Source organism: Kitasatospora sp. NPDC056181 (assembly GCF_042266225.1).
Lineage (GTDB): Bacteria > Actinomycetota > Actinomycetes > Streptomycetales > Streptomycetaceae > Kitasatospora.
Window position 1 is genome coordinate 1 of sequence record NZ_JBHJUK010000047.1, and the last position, 18,434, is coordinate 18,434.

An 18,434-nucleotide genomic window follows, 5' to 3' on the forward strand; every position below is an offset into this window, starting at 1 on the left:
GGGGTGGCCCGGCCCGGCCGCGCGTGCTCGACGAGTCCGCCGGCCGCGTGCCCGGATGCCCCCGGGCGCGTGGCGGCGGGCTCCCGGCGCGCGGTGGCGGGGCGCGCCGTTCGCTCGCGCCGGGCAAGGGGCAGACTGGCGGGGTGAGTGACGAAGCCTTCAGCGGGACCGGGCCCGGCGTCCGGTTCACCGCGGCCGACGAGGAGAAGAGACGCGGCGTCCGCCGGATGAAGACCATCGCGACCGGCCTGCTGGCCTTCGCGACCCTGGTCTTCGCCCTGGCCACCTGGGCGAAGTCGGCCGGCGCCGGTGCCTGGGCCGGCTACGTCGCAGCGGCCGCCGAGGCGGGCATGGTGGGCGCGCTGGCCGACTGGTTCGCGGTGACCGCGTTGTTCCGCCGCCCGTTCGGCCTGCCGATCCCGCACACCGCGATCATCCCGACCAAGAAGGACGCCTTCGGCCGGTCGCTCGGCGACTTCGTGGGCGACAACTTCCTCTCCGGTCACGTGGTGCGCGGCCGGCTCGCCGCGCTCGGCATCGCCCGCAGACTGGGCGAGTGGCTGGCCGCCCCCGGCAGCGCCGAGCGGGTCACCAAGGAGGCCTCGGCCGCGCTGCGCGGGGTGCTCGCGGTGCTGCGCGACGACGACGTGCAGGCGGTCGTCGGCGAGGCGGTGACCCGGCGGGCCTCCGCCACCTCGGTCGCCGAGCCGATGGGCCGGATGCTCGGCAAGGTGGTCGCCGACGGCGGTCACCACGGCGTGGTCGACCTGGTTACCGTCCGGGCGCACGACTGGCTGACCGAGAACCACGAGGAGGTGGTCCAGAAGGTCTCCCAGAAGACCCCGGGGTGGACGCCGAAGTTCATCGACCACCAGGTCGGCGAGCGGGTCTACAAGGAGCTGATGCGGTTCGTCACCGACATCCGCGACGACCCCGAGCACCCGGCCCGCGGCGCCGTCGACAACTTCCTCGCCGACTTCGCCACCGAGCTGCAGACCGACCCGGAGACCATCGCCCGGGTCGAGCGGGCCAAGGAGGAGCTGCTGGCCCGTTCCGAGGTGCAGGACCTCATCGCCTCCACCTGGGCCGCCGTCCGCTCCCTGGTGCTGAACGCCGCCGAGGACGAGGACAGTGAACTGCGCCGGCGCATCCGCACGGGCGTGCGCGAGTTCGGCGCGCGCCTGGCGACCGACCCGAAGCTCCAGGCCAAGGTGGACGGCTGGCTCCAGGACGCGGCCCAGTACCTGGTCAGCACCTACCGCGCGGAGATCACCTCGCTGATCTCCGAGACGGTGGCGGGCTGGGACGCGGACGACGCCTCCCGCAAGATCGAGGCCAACGTCGGCCGCGACCTCCAGTTCATCCGGATCAACGGCACCGTGGTCGGCGCCCTGGCCGGCCTGCTGATCCACACGGCGGCGGTCGCGCTCGGCGGGTGAGCCGGGCCGCGCCGTGCCGGGTGTGCTTATCCTGGCGGACACTGCTTGATACGCGCGTAGAGGAAAGAAGGGCACCACCGTGGTCCAGCCGGACGGAAGTCGGATCGGAAACCCCAGCGGGAACCGGGGCATCGAGGCGTTCATCGCCGGCATGCCCAAGGCGGAACTGCACGTCCACCACGTCGGCTCGGCCTCGCCGCGCGTGGTCGCCGAGCTGGCCGCCCGCCACCGCGGCCAGGCCAAGGTGCCGACCGACCCCGCGGCCCTCGCCGAGTACTTCACCTTCACCGACTTCGCGCACTTCATCGAGGTCTACCTCAGCGTCGTCGACCTGATCCGCGACGCCGAGGACGTCCGCGCGCTCACCTACGGCGTCGCCGAGGACATGGCCCGGCAGAACATCCGCTACGCCGAGCTGACCGTGACCCCGTACTCGTCGGTCAGCCGCGGCATCCCCGACGTCGCCTTCATGGAGGCCATCGAGGACGCCCGGCTGCACGCCGAGAAGGAGCTCGGCGTGGTGCTCCGCTGGTGCTTCGACATCCCCGGCGAGGCCGGCCTGGCCGCCGCCGAGGAGACCGCCCGGCTCGCCGTCGACCTCGCCCCCGAGGGCCTGGTCAGCTTCGGCCTGGGCGGTCCGGAGATCGGCGTTCCCCGCCCGCAGTTCAAGCCGTACTTCGACCGGGCGCGCGCGGCCGGCCTGCGCAGCGTCCCGCACGCCGGTGAGACCACCGGCCCGGAGACGGTCTGGGACGCGATCCGGGTGCTCGGCGCCGAGCGCATCGGCCACGGCACGCAGGCGGTGAAGGACCCGGCGCTGATGGACTTCCTCGGCGAGCACCGGATCCCGCTGGAGGTCTGCCCGACCTCCAACATCGCCACCCGGGCGGTGGAGCGGATGGAGGAGCACCCGATCCGGCAGATGGTGGACTCCGGCCTGCTGGTCACCGTCAACAGCGACGACCCGCCGATGTTCGGCACCGACCTCAACACCGAGTACGCCGTGGCGGCCCGGCTGCTGGACCTGGACGAGGCCGGCGTTGCCGCGCTGGCCCGCAACGCGGTCGAGGCGTCCTTCCTGGACACGGCCGGCAAGGCCCGGATCGCCGGCGAGATCGACGCCTACCTGGCGGCCTGGCAGGCCTGAGCCCCTTCCCGCACCGCGCCACACCGCACCGCGCCACACCGCACCGCACCCCACCGCCCCGTCGGCTTCGGCCGGCGGGGCGGTGCCGCTTCCGGCGGCCCCTTCCGCGCCCTTCCGGCGCGACCCCTTCCGGCGCGATCCCCCTTCCGCGCCGCTTCCGGCGTGACCCCTTCCGTGCCGTGGCGCCAAAGTGGTGCCATCAATGCCTCGACATGGCACCACGGCTGTGCCATGCTGAAGCCATGGACCTCACGCCGTACGTCGAAAACCTCCGGAACGAGCTCGCGGTGGCCGCCGCCACCGGCGGGGACGAAGCCCGCGCGCTGGCCGAGCGGCTGACACTTCCGCTGGACTCGGCCGTGCGGCTCACCCTGCTCAACGCGCTCTCGGCGGCCATGGGCGAGGTCACCCGCGACCTTGCCCCGGGCTCGGTGGACGTGCGCCTGCGCGGGCTCGACCCGGAGTTCGTGGTGACGGTACCGCCCGGCTCCGACGGCTTCCACAGCGATGTGCCGTTCGTGGTGCCACCGGTGGCTCCGGTGGCACCATCCGGTTCGGCGGGGGCCCCGTCGGCGGTGCCGTCGGTGGCGCCGGAGTCGGACGAGTCGGGCACCGCCCGGATCAACCTGCGCCTGCCCGCGAACCTCAAGGCCCGGGCGGAGGAGGCCGCGGGGCAGGAGGGCCTGTCACTCAACGCCTGGCTGGTCCGGGCCGTCGCCGCTGCACTGGACGGCGGTGAGTCCACCGCCCGCCCGGTGGCCGGCCCCGGCGTCCGCGCTCCGCGCGGCGTCGGCGGCCAGGGCTTCACCGGCTGGGTCCACTGACGCTTCCGCACCATCCGAACCCCTGCACCTTCCACGTCACCCCCGCTCCGACCAGCGGGAACACCTACACGAGTCAAGAGGACGGGACAGCCATGCCTACGTACGAGACCGACGGACCGATCTCCGCCACCCTGGAGTTCGAGATCGGCACGGTGTGGATCCGCGCGGGCAAGCGCACCGACACCGTGGTCGAGGTCCGCCCCGCGAACGCGGCCAGGGAGGCGGACGTCAAGGCCGCCGAGCTGACCCAGGTCGACTTCGCCGGCGGTCGGCTCACCGTCAAGGGCCCCAAGCAGCGCACCGTGTTCTCCAACAAGAAGGGCTCGATCGAGGTCCTGGTCGAACTGCCGTCGGGCTCCGAGGTGCACGCGGACTCCCCGATGGCCGACTTCGTCACCGAGGGCCCGCTCGGCGACTGCCGGCTCAAGGCCTCCATGGGGCGGATCCAGATCGACCGGGCCGAGGGCGTGCGGCTCAAGACCGACCACGGGGACATCCGGGTCGGCGCGGTCTCCGGGGACGCCGAGCTGTCCGGCGCCGGCCGGATCGAGGTCGGCAGCGTCGGGGGCCGGCTGACGGTCAAGAACAGCAACGGCGACACCGAGATCGACGAGGTGCACGGCGAGCTGACGGCCAACGCCTCCAACGGCCGGATCCACGTCGGCCTCGCCGAGGCGGGCGTGGACGCCAAGACGGCCAACGGCCACATCCGGCTCGACCGGGTGGTCCGGGGCAAGGTCGTCCTGCAGAGCGGCGTCGGGGACATGGAGGTCGGCATCGCGGAGGGCACGGCGGCCTGGCTCGACGTGCACAGCAAGTTCGGCACGGTGCGCAACACCCTCGGTGCGGCGGAGGGTCCGGGCGACGCCCGGGAGACCGTCGAGGTCCGCGGCCGGACCCAGGTGGGCGGCATCATCGTCCGGAGGGCGTGATGGCGGCGATCTCGGCGATCGGGCTCACCAAGTCCTACGGGGACAAGGAGGTGCTGAAGGGCGTCGACCTGGAGATCCCGGCCGGCACCGTGTTCGCCCTCCTCGGGCCGAACGGGGCCGGTAAGACGACCACTGTGCAGATCCTCTCCACCCTGATCCCGGCCGACGGCGGGGTGGCCCGGGTGGCCGGGTACGACCTCGTCCGCGAGGTCGACGGGGTGCGGGCGGCGATCGGCGTGACCGGCCAGTTCTCGGCGGTGGACAACCTGCTCACCGCCGAGGAGAACCTGCTGCTGATGGCGGACCTCAACCACCTCCGCCGTCGGGAGGGGCGGAGGCGGGCCGAGGAGCTGCTGGAGCGGTTCGACCTCACGGCGGAGGCCCGCAAGCCCGTCGCCACCTTCTCCGGAGGCATGCGGCGCAAGCTCGACCTGGCGATGACGCTGGTCGGCGACCCGAAGGTGATCTTCCTCGACGAGCCGACCACCGGGCTGGACCCGCGCAGCCGGCGGACGATGTGGGAGATCATCCGGGGGCTGGTCGGCGACCACGGGGTGACGATCTTCCTGACCACCCAGTACCTGGACGAGGCCGACCAGCTCGCCGACCGGATCGCGGTCCTGGACGGCGGCCGGATCGTCGCCGAGGGCACGGCCGAGGAGCTCAAGCGGATCGTCCCCGGTGGGCGGATCCGGCTCCACTTCTCGGACGGCGCCCAGCTCGCCGCGGCCGCCGCGCTGTTCGACTACGCGGCGGTGGACGTCGAGGCCCTGCGGCTGGACATCCCCGGGGACGACTCCGTCCTCACCGTGAAGGCCGTGCTCGACGTGCTCGACAACGCCTCGGTGCGAGCGGAGCGGCTGATCGTGGAGACGGCCGACCTGGACGACGTGTTCCTCACCCTGACCGAGGGGGCCGCCCGATGAGCAGCGTGACCACCTACGCCGTCAGCGACTCGCTGACGATGCTGCGGCGCAACCTCAAGCACGCGCAGCGGTACCCGTCGCTGACCTTCGCGGTCGTGATGATGCCCGTGATGATGCTGCTGCTGTTCAACTACGCGTTCGGCGGCGCGCTCGGCCTGGGCATCGGCGCCGGCAGCTACATCGACTACGTGACCCCCGGCATCCTGCTGATGGCGGCGACGTCCGGGGCCCTGGTGACGGCGATCGGCGTCTGCGTCGACATGACCGAGGGCATCGTCAACCGCTTCCGGACGATGGCGATATCGCGCTCGGCCTTCCTGACGGGCCACGTGGTCGGCAGCGTCATCCAGACGGCGATCGGCCTGGTGCTCGTGCTCGCCGCCGCCCTCGCGATGGGCTTCCGGCCCAACGCCACCCCGGTGGAGTGGCTCGCCGCCGCCGCCCTGCTCGTCTTCGTCGTGCTGGCCCTGACCTGGCTCGCAGCAGGCATAGGCCTGGTCGCCAAGACGCCGGAGAGCGCCAGCAACATCCCGATGCCGCTCCAGTTCATGCCCTTCATCGGCAGCGCCATCGTCCCGCCGGACTCCATGCCGACGGCTCTGCGCTGGTTCGCCGAGTACCAGCCGTTCACCCCGATCATCGAGACCCTGCGCGGCCTGCTGATGGGGACGGAGATAGGCGGCAGCGCCGTCGCCGCCCTGGGCTGGTGCGTCGCCCTGACCGGGATCGGCTACCTCTGGGCACGGCGCACCTTCTACCGCACGGCGCGCGGGTAACGCCCGCGCCCCGGGACCGTCAGGCCGCCACCGGCTCGGGTGGCGGCCTGAGGGCGCCGGGGCGGTCGGCGCGCCGGGCGGCCCGGCGGCCCTGAGGTCAGGCCAGGACCAGGAGGTCCATCCAACTGACGGCCGGCTCGTCCGGTGCGGCAGCGGCGGCCGCCCGGAGGCGGGCCAGCCCGTCGGTGTACTGGGTGTCGGAGAGGGCACGGAGCTTGGAGTCGGCGTCGCGGCGCAGCCCGTCGGCGAAGGCACCGAGGGTCGGCGCGCTCTGCTGGGGGAGCGGGCGGAGAGAGACGCGGGCGAAGCCGGCGGTGGCGAAGGCGGCGCAGACCTGGTCGACGCTCGGGTAGCCGTCGATGCTCCGTGCGGTCTTGGGGAAGAAGCGCACCCGGAGGTCCCGGTCGCTGCGGCCGGGGAAGGTGTTGCGGATCAGTACCGGTGCGCCCGGCCGCAGGGCGCGCCGCAGTTCGCGGGCGGCGGCCTCCAGGTCGGTGAGGTGGTGCAGCACCGAGCCGAGCCAGGCCGCGTCCGCGCAGGCGTCCGGTACGGGGAGGGCCTCGGCCGTTCCGGCGAGCACGTCGATGCCTGGGGAGGCGGGGATCAACGCCCGCATCGCTTCGGCGGGTTCGACGGCCAGGACCCGCACGCCGTACCAGTCGTGGAACGCGGCGGCGAAGGCCCCGGTGCCGGCGCCCACGTCCAGCACGGTCGAGCCGGGGCCGAGCGGGGCGGCCTCGGCAACGGCCTGCCGCCACGCGGCGAGCCCGTCGCGGGGCACCTCGCGGGCGGTGCGGTAGTCGGCGGCGGTCTGGCGGTCGTAGACGTTGTCGGCCATGTCGGTGCTCCCCCAGGGTGGTTGGGCAGGTGATCATGCCAGACGGCGGCGGGGGAGTGAGCGGGCGCAGGAAGTCGATGAGGTCGACTTCCTGCGCCGAGTGGAGAGCGGAGTCAGACGTCGAACTCGCCGTTGCGGATGCCGGTGAGGAGGTCGCGCCATTCGTCTTTGGTCAGTTGGGCGATGGAGGAGGGGTGGAGGCTGCTGCGCAGGTAGACGGTCTCGGCCGTGATGGCCACTTCCGGGCAGTTGTTGGAATCGGCGCATGCGGTGGGTCGCATCCACGAGATGTTTTCCATCGGCCTGGATCTCCTACGTGACTGTTGTGGTGAGGTCGTGCGGAGGCCTGGAGGGGCGGGCAGGTCGGTGCAGGAAGTCGATGAGGTCGACTTCCTACGCCGATGACCGGGGTCAGACGTCGAACTCCCCGCTGCGGATGCCGGTGAGGAGGACGCGCCATTCGTCCTTGGTCAACTTGGCTACCGAGGAGGGGTGGAGACTGCTGCGCAAGTAGACGGTGTCGACGGATATCGCCACCTCTGGGCAGTTGGTGGAATCGGCGCAGGCGGACGGGCGGGTCCAGAGTGGAGTTTCCAAGGCCTAGATTTCCTTCTGGATACGTGTAATGAGATCGCGGGACTGCTCGGGCGTGAGTGCTCGCTCGATCATGCGCTCTATGATCTGGCGGTAGTTGTCCACCTGGGTCCTCTCATGGAGGAAGACCGGGCCGCCAACTGCATCGAGCTGCACAGTGTCCAGCCGTCGTACCGGGCCGCTGGCATGGACGATGGCTTGGCCCGCACCCTTGAAGCCCTCTGCTTCGAAACCGACGACGTGGACCTTGACGTGCGAAAGGTGTGACAGCTCCAGGATTCTCTCCAGCTGTTTCCTTGCGACGTCGCGGCCGCCGAAGCGCATCCTGAGAGCCGCTTCATGCACCACTGCCGTATAGGGATGAGCGCCTTCGGCCATCAGGAGATCGGAGCGGTGCAGGCGATTCTCCACCCGGGATTCCAGGAGGCGAGGCCTCAGGGGCGGATAGGCCTCATGGAAGATAGCCCGACTGTATTCCTCGGTCTGCATCGCGCCAGGAGGGTGACAGATCTGGTAGGTCATCAGGCCATTGGCGAAGTACTCAAGCTCGGAGGTATCGAGGAATCCGACCGGAACGGATCCTCGGTACTCCTCCCACCAGCCCTTGTGCTTCTCTCCTGCCATCTGGGCGAGAGCCTCGACGTACGCCGTGTCGCCTTCCTCGTAGTCGGCGGCGAGCGCGCGTACCCGGTCGGGGGTGACCGGGTAGTAGGCCTTCTCGATCTGGGTGATTTTCGTTCTGTCGAGGCCGAAGAGGGCTGCTGCCTGGGCAGTTGTGCGGCCGGCGCAGTCACGCATCTTGCGTAGCTCGATACCCAACCGTTCCTGCCTGGCCGACGGGATGGCACGTGGTGACATGCGTCAAGCATCTACGTGGGCCGCCGATCAGTCCAGCGACGGATCGGTGGCACTAGTTCAGTGATTGCGTGGCACATGTGAGTACTCATGCCCTACAGTCTGTGATGCACCGATCACCGGATGGGTAGTCAATAACGTCCACGAGCAGGGCAGTTGGTACCGGCTGCCCGGGCGCCGAAGAGCACGTGCAGGCGGCGACGCCAACCCCGCTGCGCGCTCGCTCACGGCGACGGACCCTCCGGGTGCGTCCTTCATCGCCTACACCGCAGGGAGATTCCCCGTGTGTAACTGCACCCTCAACTCCCCTTCCCTCGCCCTCGCCCGCGAGGCCCTGCGCGCCGCCATGGCGCGCGCCGGTTGGGACTTCGAGTCCATCGCCGATGCCGAACTCGCCCTTGCCGAGCTCATCGTGAACGCGTGGCGGCACGGCCGGACGACCTCGCCCGTCGTCCTGGTCCTGATCCTCGGCCGTACGCTCCGCGTCTCCGTGAGCGACGCCAGCACCGACTTCCGAACCCTGCGAGTTCGCGGAGTCCGGGCGCGGCCTCCGGCTGGTCCAGGGCCTCACCCACCGCTGGGGGACCGAGCCGCAGAAGCACGGCAAGTCCGTCTGGTTCGAGCTGGACGCCGCCGCGTGAACCACACCTCCGCCCAGGCCAGGAGGCCGCCGTGCTCGGTCTCCTGATCCTCGTCATCCTCGCGGCGGTCGTCGGAGCCTTCTGCCAGGTGCGGACCGACGCCCTCAACGCCGTCGATCGTGGGCAGGGCGGCAGGCACGACTGTCCCGCCCAGGCCGAGCGGGTCGGCATATCCTCCTGAACGACGAAGCAGCGGGTCGCGCCCCGTCCGGACCGGGCGCGACCGCTTCGACGGAGTGCGACATCGCGTCGCGGGCCGTCGGGCCCACGGCTACGGACTCGTGTGCGGGCCGATCTTCCCGGTGAAGGGGAAGAGCGGATAACCCTCGAAGCAGCCTCCGTCGGGCTGGACGTAGGGCCAGTTCATCCCCGCCCGGTACAGCGCCGTCAGTACGACGGCTGTGAGCACCGGTGCCAGCAGCTCGACGGCCCGGCCGCCGGGGAGCGGGTGCCTGCTCAGGAGGGCCTGGAGAAGTGCGAGGGCGACGGTCATCGTCAGCCATACCGCCGGGACCGTCCCGAACTGCAGGCCGATGGTGTTGCTGACGTTGTTCCCGAGCGGGCAGTCGTTCCAGGCCCGGACCGTCATCCGGGTGCCGACGACCACGCCGACGGCGGCCAGTGCGGGGGCGGGGAGGTACCGGCCGCAGCTGCCCCGGTCGGCGGCTGCGCGCTCCTCCGGATGCTCTGATGCGTCCACGTCTCGTCCCCCGGTTCCGGCGGCAGGGTGCCACCCGAACCGGTCACGCCGAGCGAGACCGTGCCAGTTCCTCCGAGACCGTGCCGGTTCCTCCCTGACGGCTCAGCGCAGGCGCGAGGAGGAGAGGATCGACGCGAGGTGGGCGACGACCATGCCCCAGGTGATCACCGCGATGGCGGCGAGGGCGATCCGGGTCGGGCCGATGTTTCCGACCGCGGCGTCCGCGACCGCCGTGGCCAGCAGCACGAGCGAGGCCTCGATGCCGTTGGTCACCCGGTGGATCTTGAACACGGAAGCGAGTCGGCGCGCCGTCGCGATGCCCTGCGAACGCGGCTGGGTCGACTCCTCGTCGGCCGGAAGGAGACCGCTGCGGGCCCGGGCCACGTCCACCAGGTCCGTCGACGCCTTGAGCAGGACCACGCCCAGCGCCGTCGCCAGGCCGACCGACACCCACAGCTCCGAGCCGCCGCGCGCCGCCCGCACACCGGCCCCGATCATCAGCGCCGCATCGGCCAGGTAGGCGCCGAGCCGGTCGACGTACACGCCCGCGGTGCTGAACTGCCGCTTCCAGCGGGCCACCTCGCCGTCGACGCAGTCGAACAGCAGGAAGCCCTGGAACAGCACCGCCGCCAGCACCGCACCCGTCAGCCCGGGGATCAGCAGGGCGGTCCCGGCGCCGACGCCGCAGACCACCATCACCCAGGTCAGCGTGTTCGGCGAGACGGACGTCCGCACCAGCTGCCGCGTCGTCCGCAGCGAGATCGCCCGCATGTACAGGCGGCCCGCCCAGTGCTCGCCGTTGCGGCTCTGCAGCTTGGCCTGCGGCTGGCAGACCTCCCGCAGCTCGGCCAACGCCGGGGCAGCGACCTTCACGAATTCCTCCACCTATCCGGCCGGACCAGAACGATCAGCACAGGCTACGACCTGCCTTGACCGCTGCTCGGGCCGGGGCTTCGATTCCGGGTATGGAGATCCGCCGTGTTACCCGGGCCACCGAGGTTCTGGCCGCCGGACACCTCTTCGACAGCCCCCCGCTGCCGGAGGCGACCGCACGCTTCCTCGCCGACGACCGCCACCACCTGCTGATCGCCTACGTCGACGGCGTCCCGGCGGGCATGGCCACCGGGGTCGAGATGACCCACCCGGACAAGGGCACCGAGCTGTTCCTCTACGAGCTGGGCGTGGACGAGCCGTTCCGGGGCCGCGGCATCGGCCGGGCCCTGACGGCCGCGCTCGTGGAGCTGTCCCGCGAGCGCGGCTGTCACGGCCTGTGGACGGTGACCGAGGAGGAGAACACGGCCGCCCGCGCCACCTACCGCGGTGCGGGCGGCGAACCGGCGCCGGGCCAGGCGGTGTACGTCTGGGACTTCGAGGAGTCCTGACCGGCGCACCCCGCCGGCCCGGGACGACTGGCGTACCCCGCCCGCCCGGGTCGCCCGGCGCATCCCGCCCGCCCGGGCGTCACCGGGGCCCTCAGACCAGCGCGGGCACCACCGGCACCTCGGTACCCCGGTGCAGCCAGGCGCGCTCGGCGGCCGACCAGGCGGTCGTGGTCAGCAGGTAGACGGCGGCGGCCAGCGGCACCAGTGCGGCGAACAGCACCGTCCCGAAGGACAGGTACGGCAGGAACGACAGCCCGGGCTGCGCGGCCGGCTGCGGGGCGGCGGCCTGCGTCCGGCGGGCCCGCCGGAAGTTGACGTACCCCACCGCGGCCAGCCCGGCGTAGAGCACGCCGAAGACCACCCACTGCGCCGCGTCCTGCGCGCCGCCCACGTGCAGGCCGAGCGGGACGCCGAACAGGGTGTGGCCGAGCAGGTCGTTCGGGGTGGTGAACAGCCGGTACATCACCGAGAAGAACGGGATCTGCACCAGCATCGGCAGGCAGCCGGCGAACGGCGAGGCCTTCTCCTCCTTGTACATCTCGGCGAGCGCGGCCTGGAGCTTCTCCGGCTTGCCCTTGTGCTTGCGGTTCAGCTCGGCGACCTTCGGCGCGAGCCGGGCCCGCGCCTTCTCGCCGCGCGCCGCCGCCCGGGCCAACGGGTGCAGGGCGAGGCGGACGCAGACGGTGAACAGGACGATCGCCGCCGCCGTCGGCAGCACCTGGGCGAGCGCGGCGACGACGTCGTGGGCCAGGCCGACGGCCGGGTCGAGGATTGCGAAAACGGACATGGTGGAGCGAGCCCTCCGGGGTCTCAGCGTCTCAGGACATGAGTGGTCTACGGAGGACGGCCGCGTCGAGCCGGGTCGACGGCTCTCGGGAACGAGGGGGGTTACGCGGCCGCCGGGGCCGCACCCGGGGCCCTGGGGCGTCGCCTGCCCCGGGCGTCCGGATCACGTTGTGGAAGGAAGGCGGTCCGGAACGCGCGCCTGCGCAGCGTCCCGTCCCGTACGGTGGCCGGCGCCCGTGCGCCGAGCAGTCGCGCGGCGGCCAGCGTCCCCGCCACCGCCCCGGCCAGCAGCACCACGGCCGCGGTGGCCGCCACCGAGGTCAGCGTCCCACCGTCGGTGAGCACCTCCCCGGTCAGCACGCGGAGCATCCCGAGCAGCATCGCGATCAGTCCCACGGCGTGCTCCTCTCCTGTGCTCCGGCCACCGGCTTCAGACGTTGACGACGATGGTACGGCCTGCGGGGTTCCCACGGGAGGAGGGAGGAGGGAGGAGGGAGGAGGAGGGAGGAGCATGAGCGGGGCGCGCACCGGCGGCGGGGCGGCGTTCGGAGCGGTTGCGCACGCCGTAGCCAGAGGTGCTACGCGGGGCTACCTTGGAAGGATGAAGACGATTACCCAGCGGGAGTTCCGGAACAACTCCGCCGCGGTGATGGATGCGGTGGAGGCGGGGGAGACCTTCCACATCACCAGGAACGGGGTCGAGGTCGCGGAGCTGCGGCCGGTGTCGGGACGCCGGCGGCTCACCGCGGAGGAGCTGGTGGCGCGGCACGTGAAGCTGCCGCGGGTCGACTACCAGCAGATGCGCAAGGAGGCCGAGGAGTACTTCGGACCCGAGGAACTGGTCGGGGACGCGGACGACGACCCCTTCGAGCGGCGGCGTGGCTGAGCGGCGCAGGGCGTCCCGGCGGCGGCCGGCCGGGGTGCTGGACACCTGTGTCTACATCGATCTGGCGCTGCTCAACCCGGCCGATCTGCCGGCCGTGCCCGAGCTGACGGCGATCAGCTTCGCCGAGTTGCAGCAGGGCGTCTCGATGGCGCGCGACCCGGTCAGCCGGGCGGCGCGGCTGGAGGTGCTGGGGGCGGCGATGGCGGATTTCGACCCGCTGCCGTTCGACGCGGCGGCCGCGGCCCGGTACGGGACGCTGGTCACGCTCACCATCGCCGCCGGCCGTCAGCCGCGCCCGCGCCGGATCGACCTGATGATCGCCGCCGTCGCCTCCGCGCACGGGCTGCCGCTCTACACCCGCAACGTCGCGGACTTCCGCGGACTGAGCTCGGCGGTGGAGATCATCGGCATCTGACCGGGGACGTCGGCTGGGGACGTCGGCCGGGGACGTCGGCCGGGGACGTCAGCCGGGGGCGACGGCCCCCGCACCGTCCTGCTCGACCCGGTCGGCCAGGGCGGCGGCCGCCGGCAGGACCGACCGCCGGGCCCCGAGAGCGCCGCACGACGACGCTCTCCCGGCCGGCCCCCGCAGTGGCGACGAGGCCCAGCAGCGACGGCCGACCAGGGGCCTCGGCCGGCCCTGGAAACCGCGCCCGGCTCCCCGGGGCCCGGACCCCGGGGAGCCGGGGTGTCTCAGCCCAGCCGGACGGTCGTGCCCGTGGCTGCGGAGGTGCGGGCGGCCTCCAGCACGGCGAGGGTGGCGACGGCGTCGCGCGGGTCGACCGGGGGCGGGGTGCCGGGGCGGGCCAGGGCGGCGGCGACGCCCACGTAGAAGGCGGGGTAGTCGCCCGGATCGGTGGGGATCGGCGTGGCGGACTCGTCGGTGCCCAGGGTGCCGTAGAGGGCGGGCCGGTCGGCGCCCCAGGTGAGCCCGTCACGGCCGTCCGGGCGCCGGCCGGCGCGCAGGTCCGCCTCCTGCGGGTCCATGCCGGACTTCACGTAGCCGGCGGTGTCGCCGAGCACCCGCAGCCGGGGGCCGGCCAGCGGGGTGATGGCGCTGGTCCACAGGTGCGAGCGGGTGCCGGAGGCGTGGGTGAGGGCGAGGAAGGCGTCGTCGTCGACCGCCGCGCCGTCCCGGCGGACGTCGATCTCCGCGTACACGGTCTCCACCGGGCCGAACAGGGTGAGCGCCTGGTCGACCAGGTGGCTGCCGAGGTCGTACAGCGTGCCGCCGACCTCGGCGGGGTCGGCCAGTTCGCGCCAGCCCGCCTTGGGCTTGGGCCGGAACCGCTCGAAACGGGACTCGAAGCGGTGCACCCGGCCGAGCGCGCCCTCGCGGACCAGGCGGGCGGCGGTGAGGAAGTCGCCGTCCCAGCGGCGGTTCTGGAAGACGGAGAGCAGGACGCCGCTGGACTCGGCCAGCGTGCAGAGCTCCAGCGCCTCGTCGGCGGTGGCGGCCAGCGGCTTGTCGACGACGGTGGCCAGCCCGGCGCGCAGCGCGGCCCGGGCGAGCGGGACGTGGGTGCGGTTGGGGGAGGCGATGACGACCAGGTCGAGCGCGTCCGGGTCGGCGAGCAGCTGCTCGGGGGTGTCCACGGCGCGGGCGCCGGGGTGTTCCCGCTGCAGCTGCTCGCGGCGGTCGGGGTTGGCGGTGACCACCGCGTCCAGCCGGAGCCCGGGGGTGGTGGCGATCAGCGGGGCGTGGAAGGCGGAGCCGGCCAGGCCGTAGCCGATCAGGCCGACGCGGAAGGGGCCGTCGTGGTGGCGGGGCGGGCGCGAGGACGAGGAGGGGCTCATGGGCCCTACTCAATCACGCGGTGTCTGGTTGGTCCCGGTTTCGGTGCCGCCGCGGTGACGGGTCAGCAGGGCGGCCTGCGCACCCGCCCGGTGGGTCTGCGGGGGCACCCACCGGGCGTCCGGGCGGTCCGGCGTCAGCGGGCGTGCGCGCCACGGCCGCGGCGCTGGCGGTGGAGGACGGCGACGGTCGCGCCGGCCAGCAGGAAGGCGGAGCCGACCGAGGCGAGGATGCCGAGCGAACGGTCGGAGCCGGTCTGGGCGAGGCGCTCCGCGGCGGCGGAGTCGGCGGCGGAGTCGGCGGCGGACGTGGCCGGGGCCGAGGGCGTGCCGGACGTGCCGGACGTGGCCGAGGAGGCGGGGGCGGGTGGGGCGGCGGCCGCCTGGGTCGTCGCCGCCGCCGGGGTGGTGACGGCGGCTGCCGGGGCGGGCGCTGCCGCGGTGGTGTGGTCGTGCCCGGCGGGGTGGCCGGCCTGGCTGGGCGCGGCCGTCGCCGGGCCCGAGGGCGCGGGCGGGACGGTGCCCGGGACGGCGGGCGTCGACGTCGGTGCGCTGCCGCTCCCGTCGAAGACGACGTCCGAGCAGGAGTAGAACGCCTCAGGGCTGTCCGAGCGCTGCCAGATCGCGTAGATCAGCTGGCGTCCGCTCCGCCCGGCCGGCACCTTGCCGGGCAGGACGTACGAGCCGTCCGCCAGCTGTGGGTCGGCGTCAGGAAGGGCTGTGCCTCCAGGTTCGCCCAGGTCAGGGGCTTGGTGGGGGAGTAGCTGCCGTTGGTGATGAAGAGCTGGAACGTCCCCTTGTGCGGGGCGGTGGCGCGGTAGCGGAAGGTGAAGTCGGCGCCCGCGGTGAGGTTGGTGGCGGGCCAGTCGGCGCGCGGCAGGTCCAGGCCCTTGTACGTCTCGGAGCCGGCGCTGCACAGCTTGCCGTCCGGGATCAGCTCGCGGTGGCGGCCGGCGGCGTCGCCGATCCGCAGGCTCATCCAGTCGTACAGCGCGGCCGTGCCGCCGGCCGCCACGGCCGCCCGGCAGGCCGCCGACTTCGGCTGCTCGGCGCCCTCCAGGTAGCAGCCCTCGACCCGGCTGAGCGGGTTCTGCATCGACCCGTGGGCGGCGGCCGGGGTGCTGCCGAGGCCGACGGCGAGGCCTGCGACGGTCAGGACGGCGAGCGTGGTGAGAGCGGCGCGGGCACGGGGGGCACCGGGGGAGCGGGGGAGACGGCGGCGCACGGGCATGGGGGGACTCCTTCGAGGGAGCGCGGTGAGGGTGGTGCCGTTCACGCTAGCCGTGCGGCGCGGGCGTGCTGAGGGGCAATCAGTGCGGTTAGGGGCGTCTTAAGGAGCCGTTGAGACGGTGACCGCCCCGCCGCGCGGCGGTCCGCCGGCGGTCGCCCCGGGCCCGACGGCCCGCCCCGGGCACGTGTCCCGGTGGGCGGGACATGCTGCCGTCGGCCTGGTGTGCGGATTAGGCTGTGCCCCGTTGGGGCAGCCAGCAGTACCCCCGGCGGTCCGGTGTCCCGAGGAGGGTCCGGCCGGTGGGAGGCGCAACGGTGACGGCGGTGCGCCGCAGATTCCGTACGACCATCGCTAGACGTTGCAAGAGCAAGACCCTTGCAAGACTTCGGGAGACACGCACGTGGCAGACCGCAAGCCCATCGAGTCCTGGCTGACCGACATGGACGGCGTCCTCATCCACGAGGGCACGCCGATCCCCGGCGCGGAGGAGTTCCTGCGCCGGCTGCGGGAGTCCGGCAAGCCGTTCCTGGTGCTGACCAACAACTCGATCTACACCCCGCGCGACCTCAGCGCCCGCCTGGCAGGCATGGGCCTGGAGGTGCCGGAGGAGTGCATCTGGACCTCGGCCCTGGCCACCGCCAAGTTCCTCAAGGGCCAGCGCCCGGGTGGCACCGCGTACGTGATCGGTGAGGCGGGCCTCACCACCGCGCTGTACCAGGCCGGTTACGTGCTGACGGACAACAACCCGGACTACGTCGTCCTCGGCGAGACCCGCACCTACAGCTTCGAGGCGCTCACCAAGGCGATCCGCCTGATCAACCAGGGCGCCCGCTTCATCTGCACCAACCCGGACGAGACCGGTCCGTCCACCGAGGGCGTGCTGCCGGCCACCGGTTCGGTCGCGGCCCTGATCACCAAGGCGACCGGCGTCGAGCCGTACTTCGTCGGCAAGCCCAACCCGCTGATGATGCGCGAGGCGCTGAACACGGCGGGCGCCCACTCGGAGACCGCCGTCATGATCGGCGACCGGATGGACACCGACATCGTGGCGGGCATGGAGGCCGGCATGGAGACCATCCTGGTGCTCACCGGTCTGACCGCCGCGGCCGACGTGGAGCGCTTCCCGTACCGGCCGACCCGGGTGGTCAACTCGGTCGCGGACCTGGTGGAGCTGGTCTAGCCTCTCCACAGTTTCTTTCTCCGGGCCCTGCCCTGGCCGTCGGCCGGGGTGGGGCCCGCGTGTTTCGGTCAGCTGTTGCGTGTGCGGAGGAGGGGGAGGGGCGGATGAGCACGACGGCGGAGTCCGGCGAGCAGTCCACAGGGGCGTCCTCGGGGGAGTCCGACGGGGAGGCCAACGGGGAGGCCAACGGGGAGGCCGCCGAGCGGTTCACCGAGCGGTTCACCGACGAGAAACGGGTCACGTGGGCGGAGCTCTACTTCGACCTGGTCTTCGTCTTCGCGATCACCCAGGTATCCGGCCTGCTGCACCACCACCACGACTGGACCGGCGTCGTGCGGGCCCTCGTGGTGTTCGTGCCGGTTTACTGGTGCTGGGTCGGCACCACCGTGCAGGCCAACATCCGCGACGTGGACACCCCGCGGGACCGGATCGGCATCCTCGCCGTCGGGCTGGCCGGCCTCTTCATGGCGCTGGCGGTGCCCGGCGCCTACGAGGGCCGGGGTGTGCTGCTGGGCGCCGGGTACTGGGCGGCCCGCGTGGTGCTGCTGGTGCTGCTGATCCGCGTTCCGGGCGTCTGGCGCGGGCCGTACGGCGTGGGGGTGCTGGTCAGCGGACCGCTGCTGCTGGTGGGCGGGCTGCTGCCGGACGGGCCGCGGCTGGTGCTCTGGGCGCTGGCGGCGCTCTGCGACCTGTCCGGACCGGTCCTGTTCCGCAACCGGCTGGCCAGGGTGGCGTACAACCCGTCGCACATGCCGGAGCGGTTCGCGCTGTTCCTGCTGGTGGCGCTCGGCGAGTCGATCGTCGGGATCGGCGCCACGGCCGCCGGAGCCCGGCTCGACGCCGCTGAACTGGTCGCGGTGGCTTCGGCGTTCACCATCTCCTGCGGGCTCTGGTGGCAGTACTTCGTCTACGCGGCGGACGCCATGCGGCACGCCGTCACCGTCGCGGACTCCCGCCGGGACGTGATCCGCCGGGTCTTCCAGTACGGGCACCTGGCGCTGGTGGCCGGGGTGATCGCGGTCGCGGTCGGCTTCGGCGAGACGGTGGCCGACCCGCGGCGGGCGCTCGGGGCGGGCTCGGTGGCGCTGTTGTACGGGGGCTGCGGGCTCTACCTGCTGACCTTCGGCTACACGCGGTGGATGATGTTCCGCGCGGTGTCGACGACGCGGATCGTGGCGGCGCTGGTGGTGCTCGGGCTGGCCCCGGTGATGGTGCGGCTGCCGGCGATCGCGGTGCTGGTGACGCTGGCGGTGCTGCTGGTGGCGCTGAACGTGGTCGAGCACGTGAGGGTGGAGCGGGCGGCCGCCCGCTCTGCCGGGGTGGCCCCGGTGGCCCCGGTGGCCCCGGTGGCCGCGGCGACCGTGGCGGCCCCGGTGACCGAGGCGGCTCCGGCGGCCCCGGTGGCTCCGGCGGAGTGAAGTGTCAGTCGGGCTGTGTAGCGTTCGGGGTGGAAAGAGGGCGTGCGGCGCAGGGTCGTGGTGCGTCCGAGGTCGGGGCGGTGCG

24 protein-coding genes are annotated in these 18,434 nt (G+C 72.8%); 13 read left to right on the forward strand and 11 right to left on the reverse strand.

What is annotated here, in order from left to right:
* The first annotated feature begins 143 nt into the window (after positions 1 to 143).
* From ACFC1F_RS19260 to ACFC1F_RS19285, 6 genes are all read left to right on the forward strand, one after another.
* Positions 144 to 1,439 (forward strand): DUF445 domain-containing protein, encoded by a 1,296-nt coding sequence (locus ACFC1F_RS19260; protein ID WP_376159742.1) that lies wholly within the window; start codon positions 144 to 146, stop codon positions 1,437 to 1,439.
* Positions 1,440 to 1,518: 79 nt separating this feature from the next.
* Entirely contained in the window at positions 1,519 to 2,586 is a 1,068-nt protein-coding gene (locus ACFC1F_RS19265; protein ID WP_376159744.1) for an adenosine deaminase, read from the forward strand.
* Between the two features lie 242 nt (positions 2,587 to 2,828).
* The gene (locus ACFC1F_RS19270; protein WP_376159746.1) at positions 2,829 to 3,410 is read left to right on the forward strand and encodes a toxin-antitoxin system HicB family antitoxin; all 582 of its coding nucleotides are present in this window, start codon (positions 2,829 to 2,831) and stop codon (positions 3,408 to 3,410) included.
* 92 nt (positions 3,411 to 3,502) lie between these two features.
* A complete protein-coding gene (locus tag ACFC1F_RS19275) occupies positions 3,503 to 4,342 on the forward strand; it encodes a DUF4097 domain-containing protein (RefSeq protein ID WP_376159748.1) in 840 nt (279 codons plus the stop codon).
* Complete coding sequence (locus ACFC1F_RS19280; RefSeq protein ID WP_376159750.1) at positions 4,342 to 5,268, forward strand: ATP-binding cassette domain-containing protein; 927 nt, start codon at positions 4,342 to 4,344, stop codon at positions 5,266 to 5,268. Before ACFC1F_RS19275 ends, ACFC1F_RS19280 begins: the two co-directional genes overlap by 1 nt.
* The gene (locus tag ACFC1F_RS19285; protein WP_376159752.1) at positions 5,265 to 6,044 is read left to right on the forward strand and encodes an ABC transporter permease; all 780 of its coding nucleotides are present in this window, start codon (positions 5,265 to 5,267) and stop codon (positions 6,042 to 6,044) included. The genes ACFC1F_RS19280 and ACFC1F_RS19285 overlap by 4 nt, the downstream gene beginning before the upstream one ends.
* A 97-nt stretch (positions 6,045 to 6,141) precedes the next feature.
* On the opposite strand, the gene ACFC1F_RS19290 is transcribed toward ACFC1F_RS19285, so the two are convergent.
* The 4 genes from ACFC1F_RS19290 to ACFC1F_RS19305 form a co-directional block, all read right to left on the reverse strand.
* The gene (locus ACFC1F_RS19290) at positions 6,142 to 6,882 is read right to left on the reverse strand and encodes a class I SAM-dependent methyltransferase (protein WP_376159754.1); all 741 of its coding nucleotides are present in this window, start codon (positions 6,880 to 6,882) and stop codon (positions 6,142 to 6,144) included.
* A gap of 113 nt (positions 6,883 to 6,995) precedes the next feature.
* Positions 6,996 to 7,163: a hypothetical protein gene (locus tag ACFC1F_RS19295; protein WP_376159756.1), complete on the reverse strand. Its 168-nt coding sequence runs from the start codon at positions 7,161 to 7,163 to the stop codon at positions 6,996 to 6,998.
* 130 nt (positions 7,164 to 7,293) lie between these two features.
* Positions 7,294 to 7,479: a DUF397 domain-containing protein gene (locus tag ACFC1F_RS19300; RefSeq protein WP_376159758.1), complete on the reverse strand. Its 186-nt coding sequence runs from the start codon at positions 7,477 to 7,479 to the stop codon at positions 7,294 to 7,296.
* A gap of 3 nt (positions 7,480 to 7,482) precedes the next feature.
* Positions 7,483 to 8,334 (reverse strand): helix-turn-helix domain-containing protein, encoded by an 852-nt coding sequence (locus ACFC1F_RS19305; RefSeq protein WP_376159760.1) that lies wholly within the window; start codon positions 8,332 to 8,334, stop codon positions 7,483 to 7,485.
* Positions 8,335 to 8,614: 280 nt separating this feature from the next.
* Here ACFC1F_RS19305 and ACFC1F_RS19310 point away from each other — a divergent pair, with 280 nt between their 5' ends.
* Both ACFC1F_RS19310 and ACFC1F_RS19315 read left to right on the forward strand, forming a co-directional pair.
* Positions 8,615 to 9,019: an ATP-binding protein gene (locus tag ACFC1F_RS19310; RefSeq protein WP_376159761.1), complete on the forward strand. Its 405-nt coding sequence runs from the start codon at positions 8,615 to 8,617 to the stop codon at positions 9,017 to 9,019.
* Positions 9,004 to 9,153 carry a hypothetical protein gene (locus tag ACFC1F_RS19315; protein WP_376159763.1) on the forward strand — a complete coding sequence of 50 codons (150 nt, stop codon included), beginning with the start codon at positions 9,004 to 9,006 and terminating at the stop codon, positions 9,151 to 9,153. Before ACFC1F_RS19310 ends, ACFC1F_RS19315 begins: the two co-directional genes overlap by 16 nt.
* 90 nt (positions 9,154 to 9,243) lie before the next feature.
* Here ACFC1F_RS19315 and ACFC1F_RS19320 read toward each other — a convergent pair whose 3' ends face one another.
* The gene (locus ACFC1F_RS19320; RefSeq protein ID WP_376159765.1) at positions 9,244 to 9,672 is read right to left on the reverse strand and encodes a hypothetical protein; all 429 of its coding nucleotides are present in this window, start codon (positions 9,670 to 9,672) and stop codon (positions 9,244 to 9,246) included.
* A 102-nt stretch (positions 9,673 to 9,774) separates the two neighbouring features.
* Entirely contained in the window at positions 9,775 to 10,545 is a 771-nt protein-coding gene (locus ACFC1F_RS19325; RefSeq protein WP_376159767.1) for a CDP-alcohol phosphatidyltransferase family protein, read from the reverse strand.
* 92 nt (positions 10,546 to 10,637) lie between these two features.
* Between ACFC1F_RS19325 and ACFC1F_RS19330 the strand changes: the two genes are divergently transcribed.
* A complete protein-coding gene (locus ACFC1F_RS19330) occupies positions 10,638 to 11,054 on the forward strand; it encodes a GNAT family N-acetyltransferase (protein ID WP_209415899.1) in 417 nt (138 codons plus the stop codon).
* Positions 11,055 to 11,145: 91 nt separating this feature from the next.
* Here ACFC1F_RS19330 and ACFC1F_RS19335 read toward each other — a convergent pair whose 3' ends face one another.
* Positions 11,146 to 11,841, reverse strand: a complete 696-nt coding sequence (locus tag ACFC1F_RS19335; protein WP_376159769.1) for a YidC/Oxa1 family membrane protein insertase — start codon at positions 11,839 to 11,841, stop codon at positions 11,146 to 11,148.
* A gap of 101 nt (positions 11,842 to 11,942) precedes the next feature.
* Positions 11,943 to 12,236, reverse strand: coding sequence for a DUF6412 domain-containing protein (locus ACFC1F_RS19340; RefSeq protein WP_307853400.1), 294 nt, complete (start codon positions 12,234 to 12,236; stop codon positions 11,943 to 11,945).
* A gap of 205 nt (positions 12,237 to 12,441) precedes the next feature.
* Here ACFC1F_RS19340 and ACFC1F_RS19345 point away from each other — a divergent pair, with 205 nt between their 5' ends.
* Both ACFC1F_RS19345 and ACFC1F_RS19350 read left to right on the forward strand, forming a co-directional pair.
* Positions 12,442 to 12,726, forward strand: coding sequence for a type II toxin-antitoxin system Phd/YefM family antitoxin (locus tag ACFC1F_RS19345; protein WP_209415897.1), 285 nt, complete (start codon positions 12,442 to 12,444; stop codon positions 12,724 to 12,726).
* Positions 12,719 to 13,141: a type II toxin-antitoxin system VapC family toxin gene (locus ACFC1F_RS19350; protein ID WP_307853399.1), complete on the forward strand. Its 423-nt coding sequence runs from the start codon at positions 12,719 to 12,721 to the stop codon at positions 13,139 to 13,141. Before ACFC1F_RS19345 ends, ACFC1F_RS19350 begins: the two co-directional genes overlap by 8 nt.
* A gap of 278 nt (positions 13,142 to 13,419) precedes the next feature.
* Here the strand turns inward: ACFC1F_RS19350 and ACFC1F_RS19355 are convergent, their stop codons facing one another.
* From ACFC1F_RS19355 to ACFC1F_RS19365, 3 genes are all read right to left on the reverse strand, one after another.
* The gene (locus tag ACFC1F_RS19355; protein ID WP_376159772.1) at positions 13,420 to 14,523 is read right to left on the reverse strand and encodes a Gfo/Idh/MocA family oxidoreductase; all 1,104 of its coding nucleotides are present in this window, start codon (positions 14,521 to 14,523) and stop codon (positions 13,420 to 13,422) included.
* Positions 14,524 to 14,657: 134 nt separating this feature from the next.
* On the reverse strand, positions 14,658 to 15,182 hold the full coding sequence (locus ACFC1F_RS19360) for a lytic polysaccharide monooxygenase (RefSeq protein ID WP_376159773.1): 525 nt from the start codon (positions 15,180 to 15,182) through the stop codon (positions 14,658 to 14,660).
* Positions 15,152 to 15,751 (reverse strand): lytic polysaccharide monooxygenase, encoded by a 600-nt coding sequence (locus ACFC1F_RS19365; RefSeq protein WP_376159775.1) that lies wholly within the window; start codon positions 15,749 to 15,751, stop codon positions 15,152 to 15,154. The genes ACFC1F_RS19360 and ACFC1F_RS19365 overlap by 31 nt, the downstream gene beginning before the upstream one ends.
* 400 nt (positions 15,752 to 16,151) lie before the next feature.
* Here ACFC1F_RS19365 and ACFC1F_RS19370 point away from each other — a divergent pair, with 400 nt between their 5' ends.
* Both ACFC1F_RS19370 and ACFC1F_RS19375 read left to right on the forward strand, forming a co-directional pair.
* The gene (locus ACFC1F_RS19370) at positions 16,152 to 16,931 is read left to right on the forward strand and encodes an HAD-IIA family hydrolase (RefSeq protein WP_148645022.1); all 780 of its coding nucleotides are present in this window, start codon (positions 16,152 to 16,154) and stop codon (positions 16,929 to 16,931) included.
* Between the two features lie 104 nt (positions 16,932 to 17,035).
* Positions 17,036 to 18,349, forward strand: a complete 1,314-nt coding sequence (locus ACFC1F_RS19375) for a low temperature requirement protein A (RefSeq protein ID WP_376159777.1) — start codon at positions 17,036 to 17,038, stop codon at positions 18,347 to 18,349.
* The last annotated feature ends 85 nt before the right edge of the window (positions 18,350 to 18,434 follow it).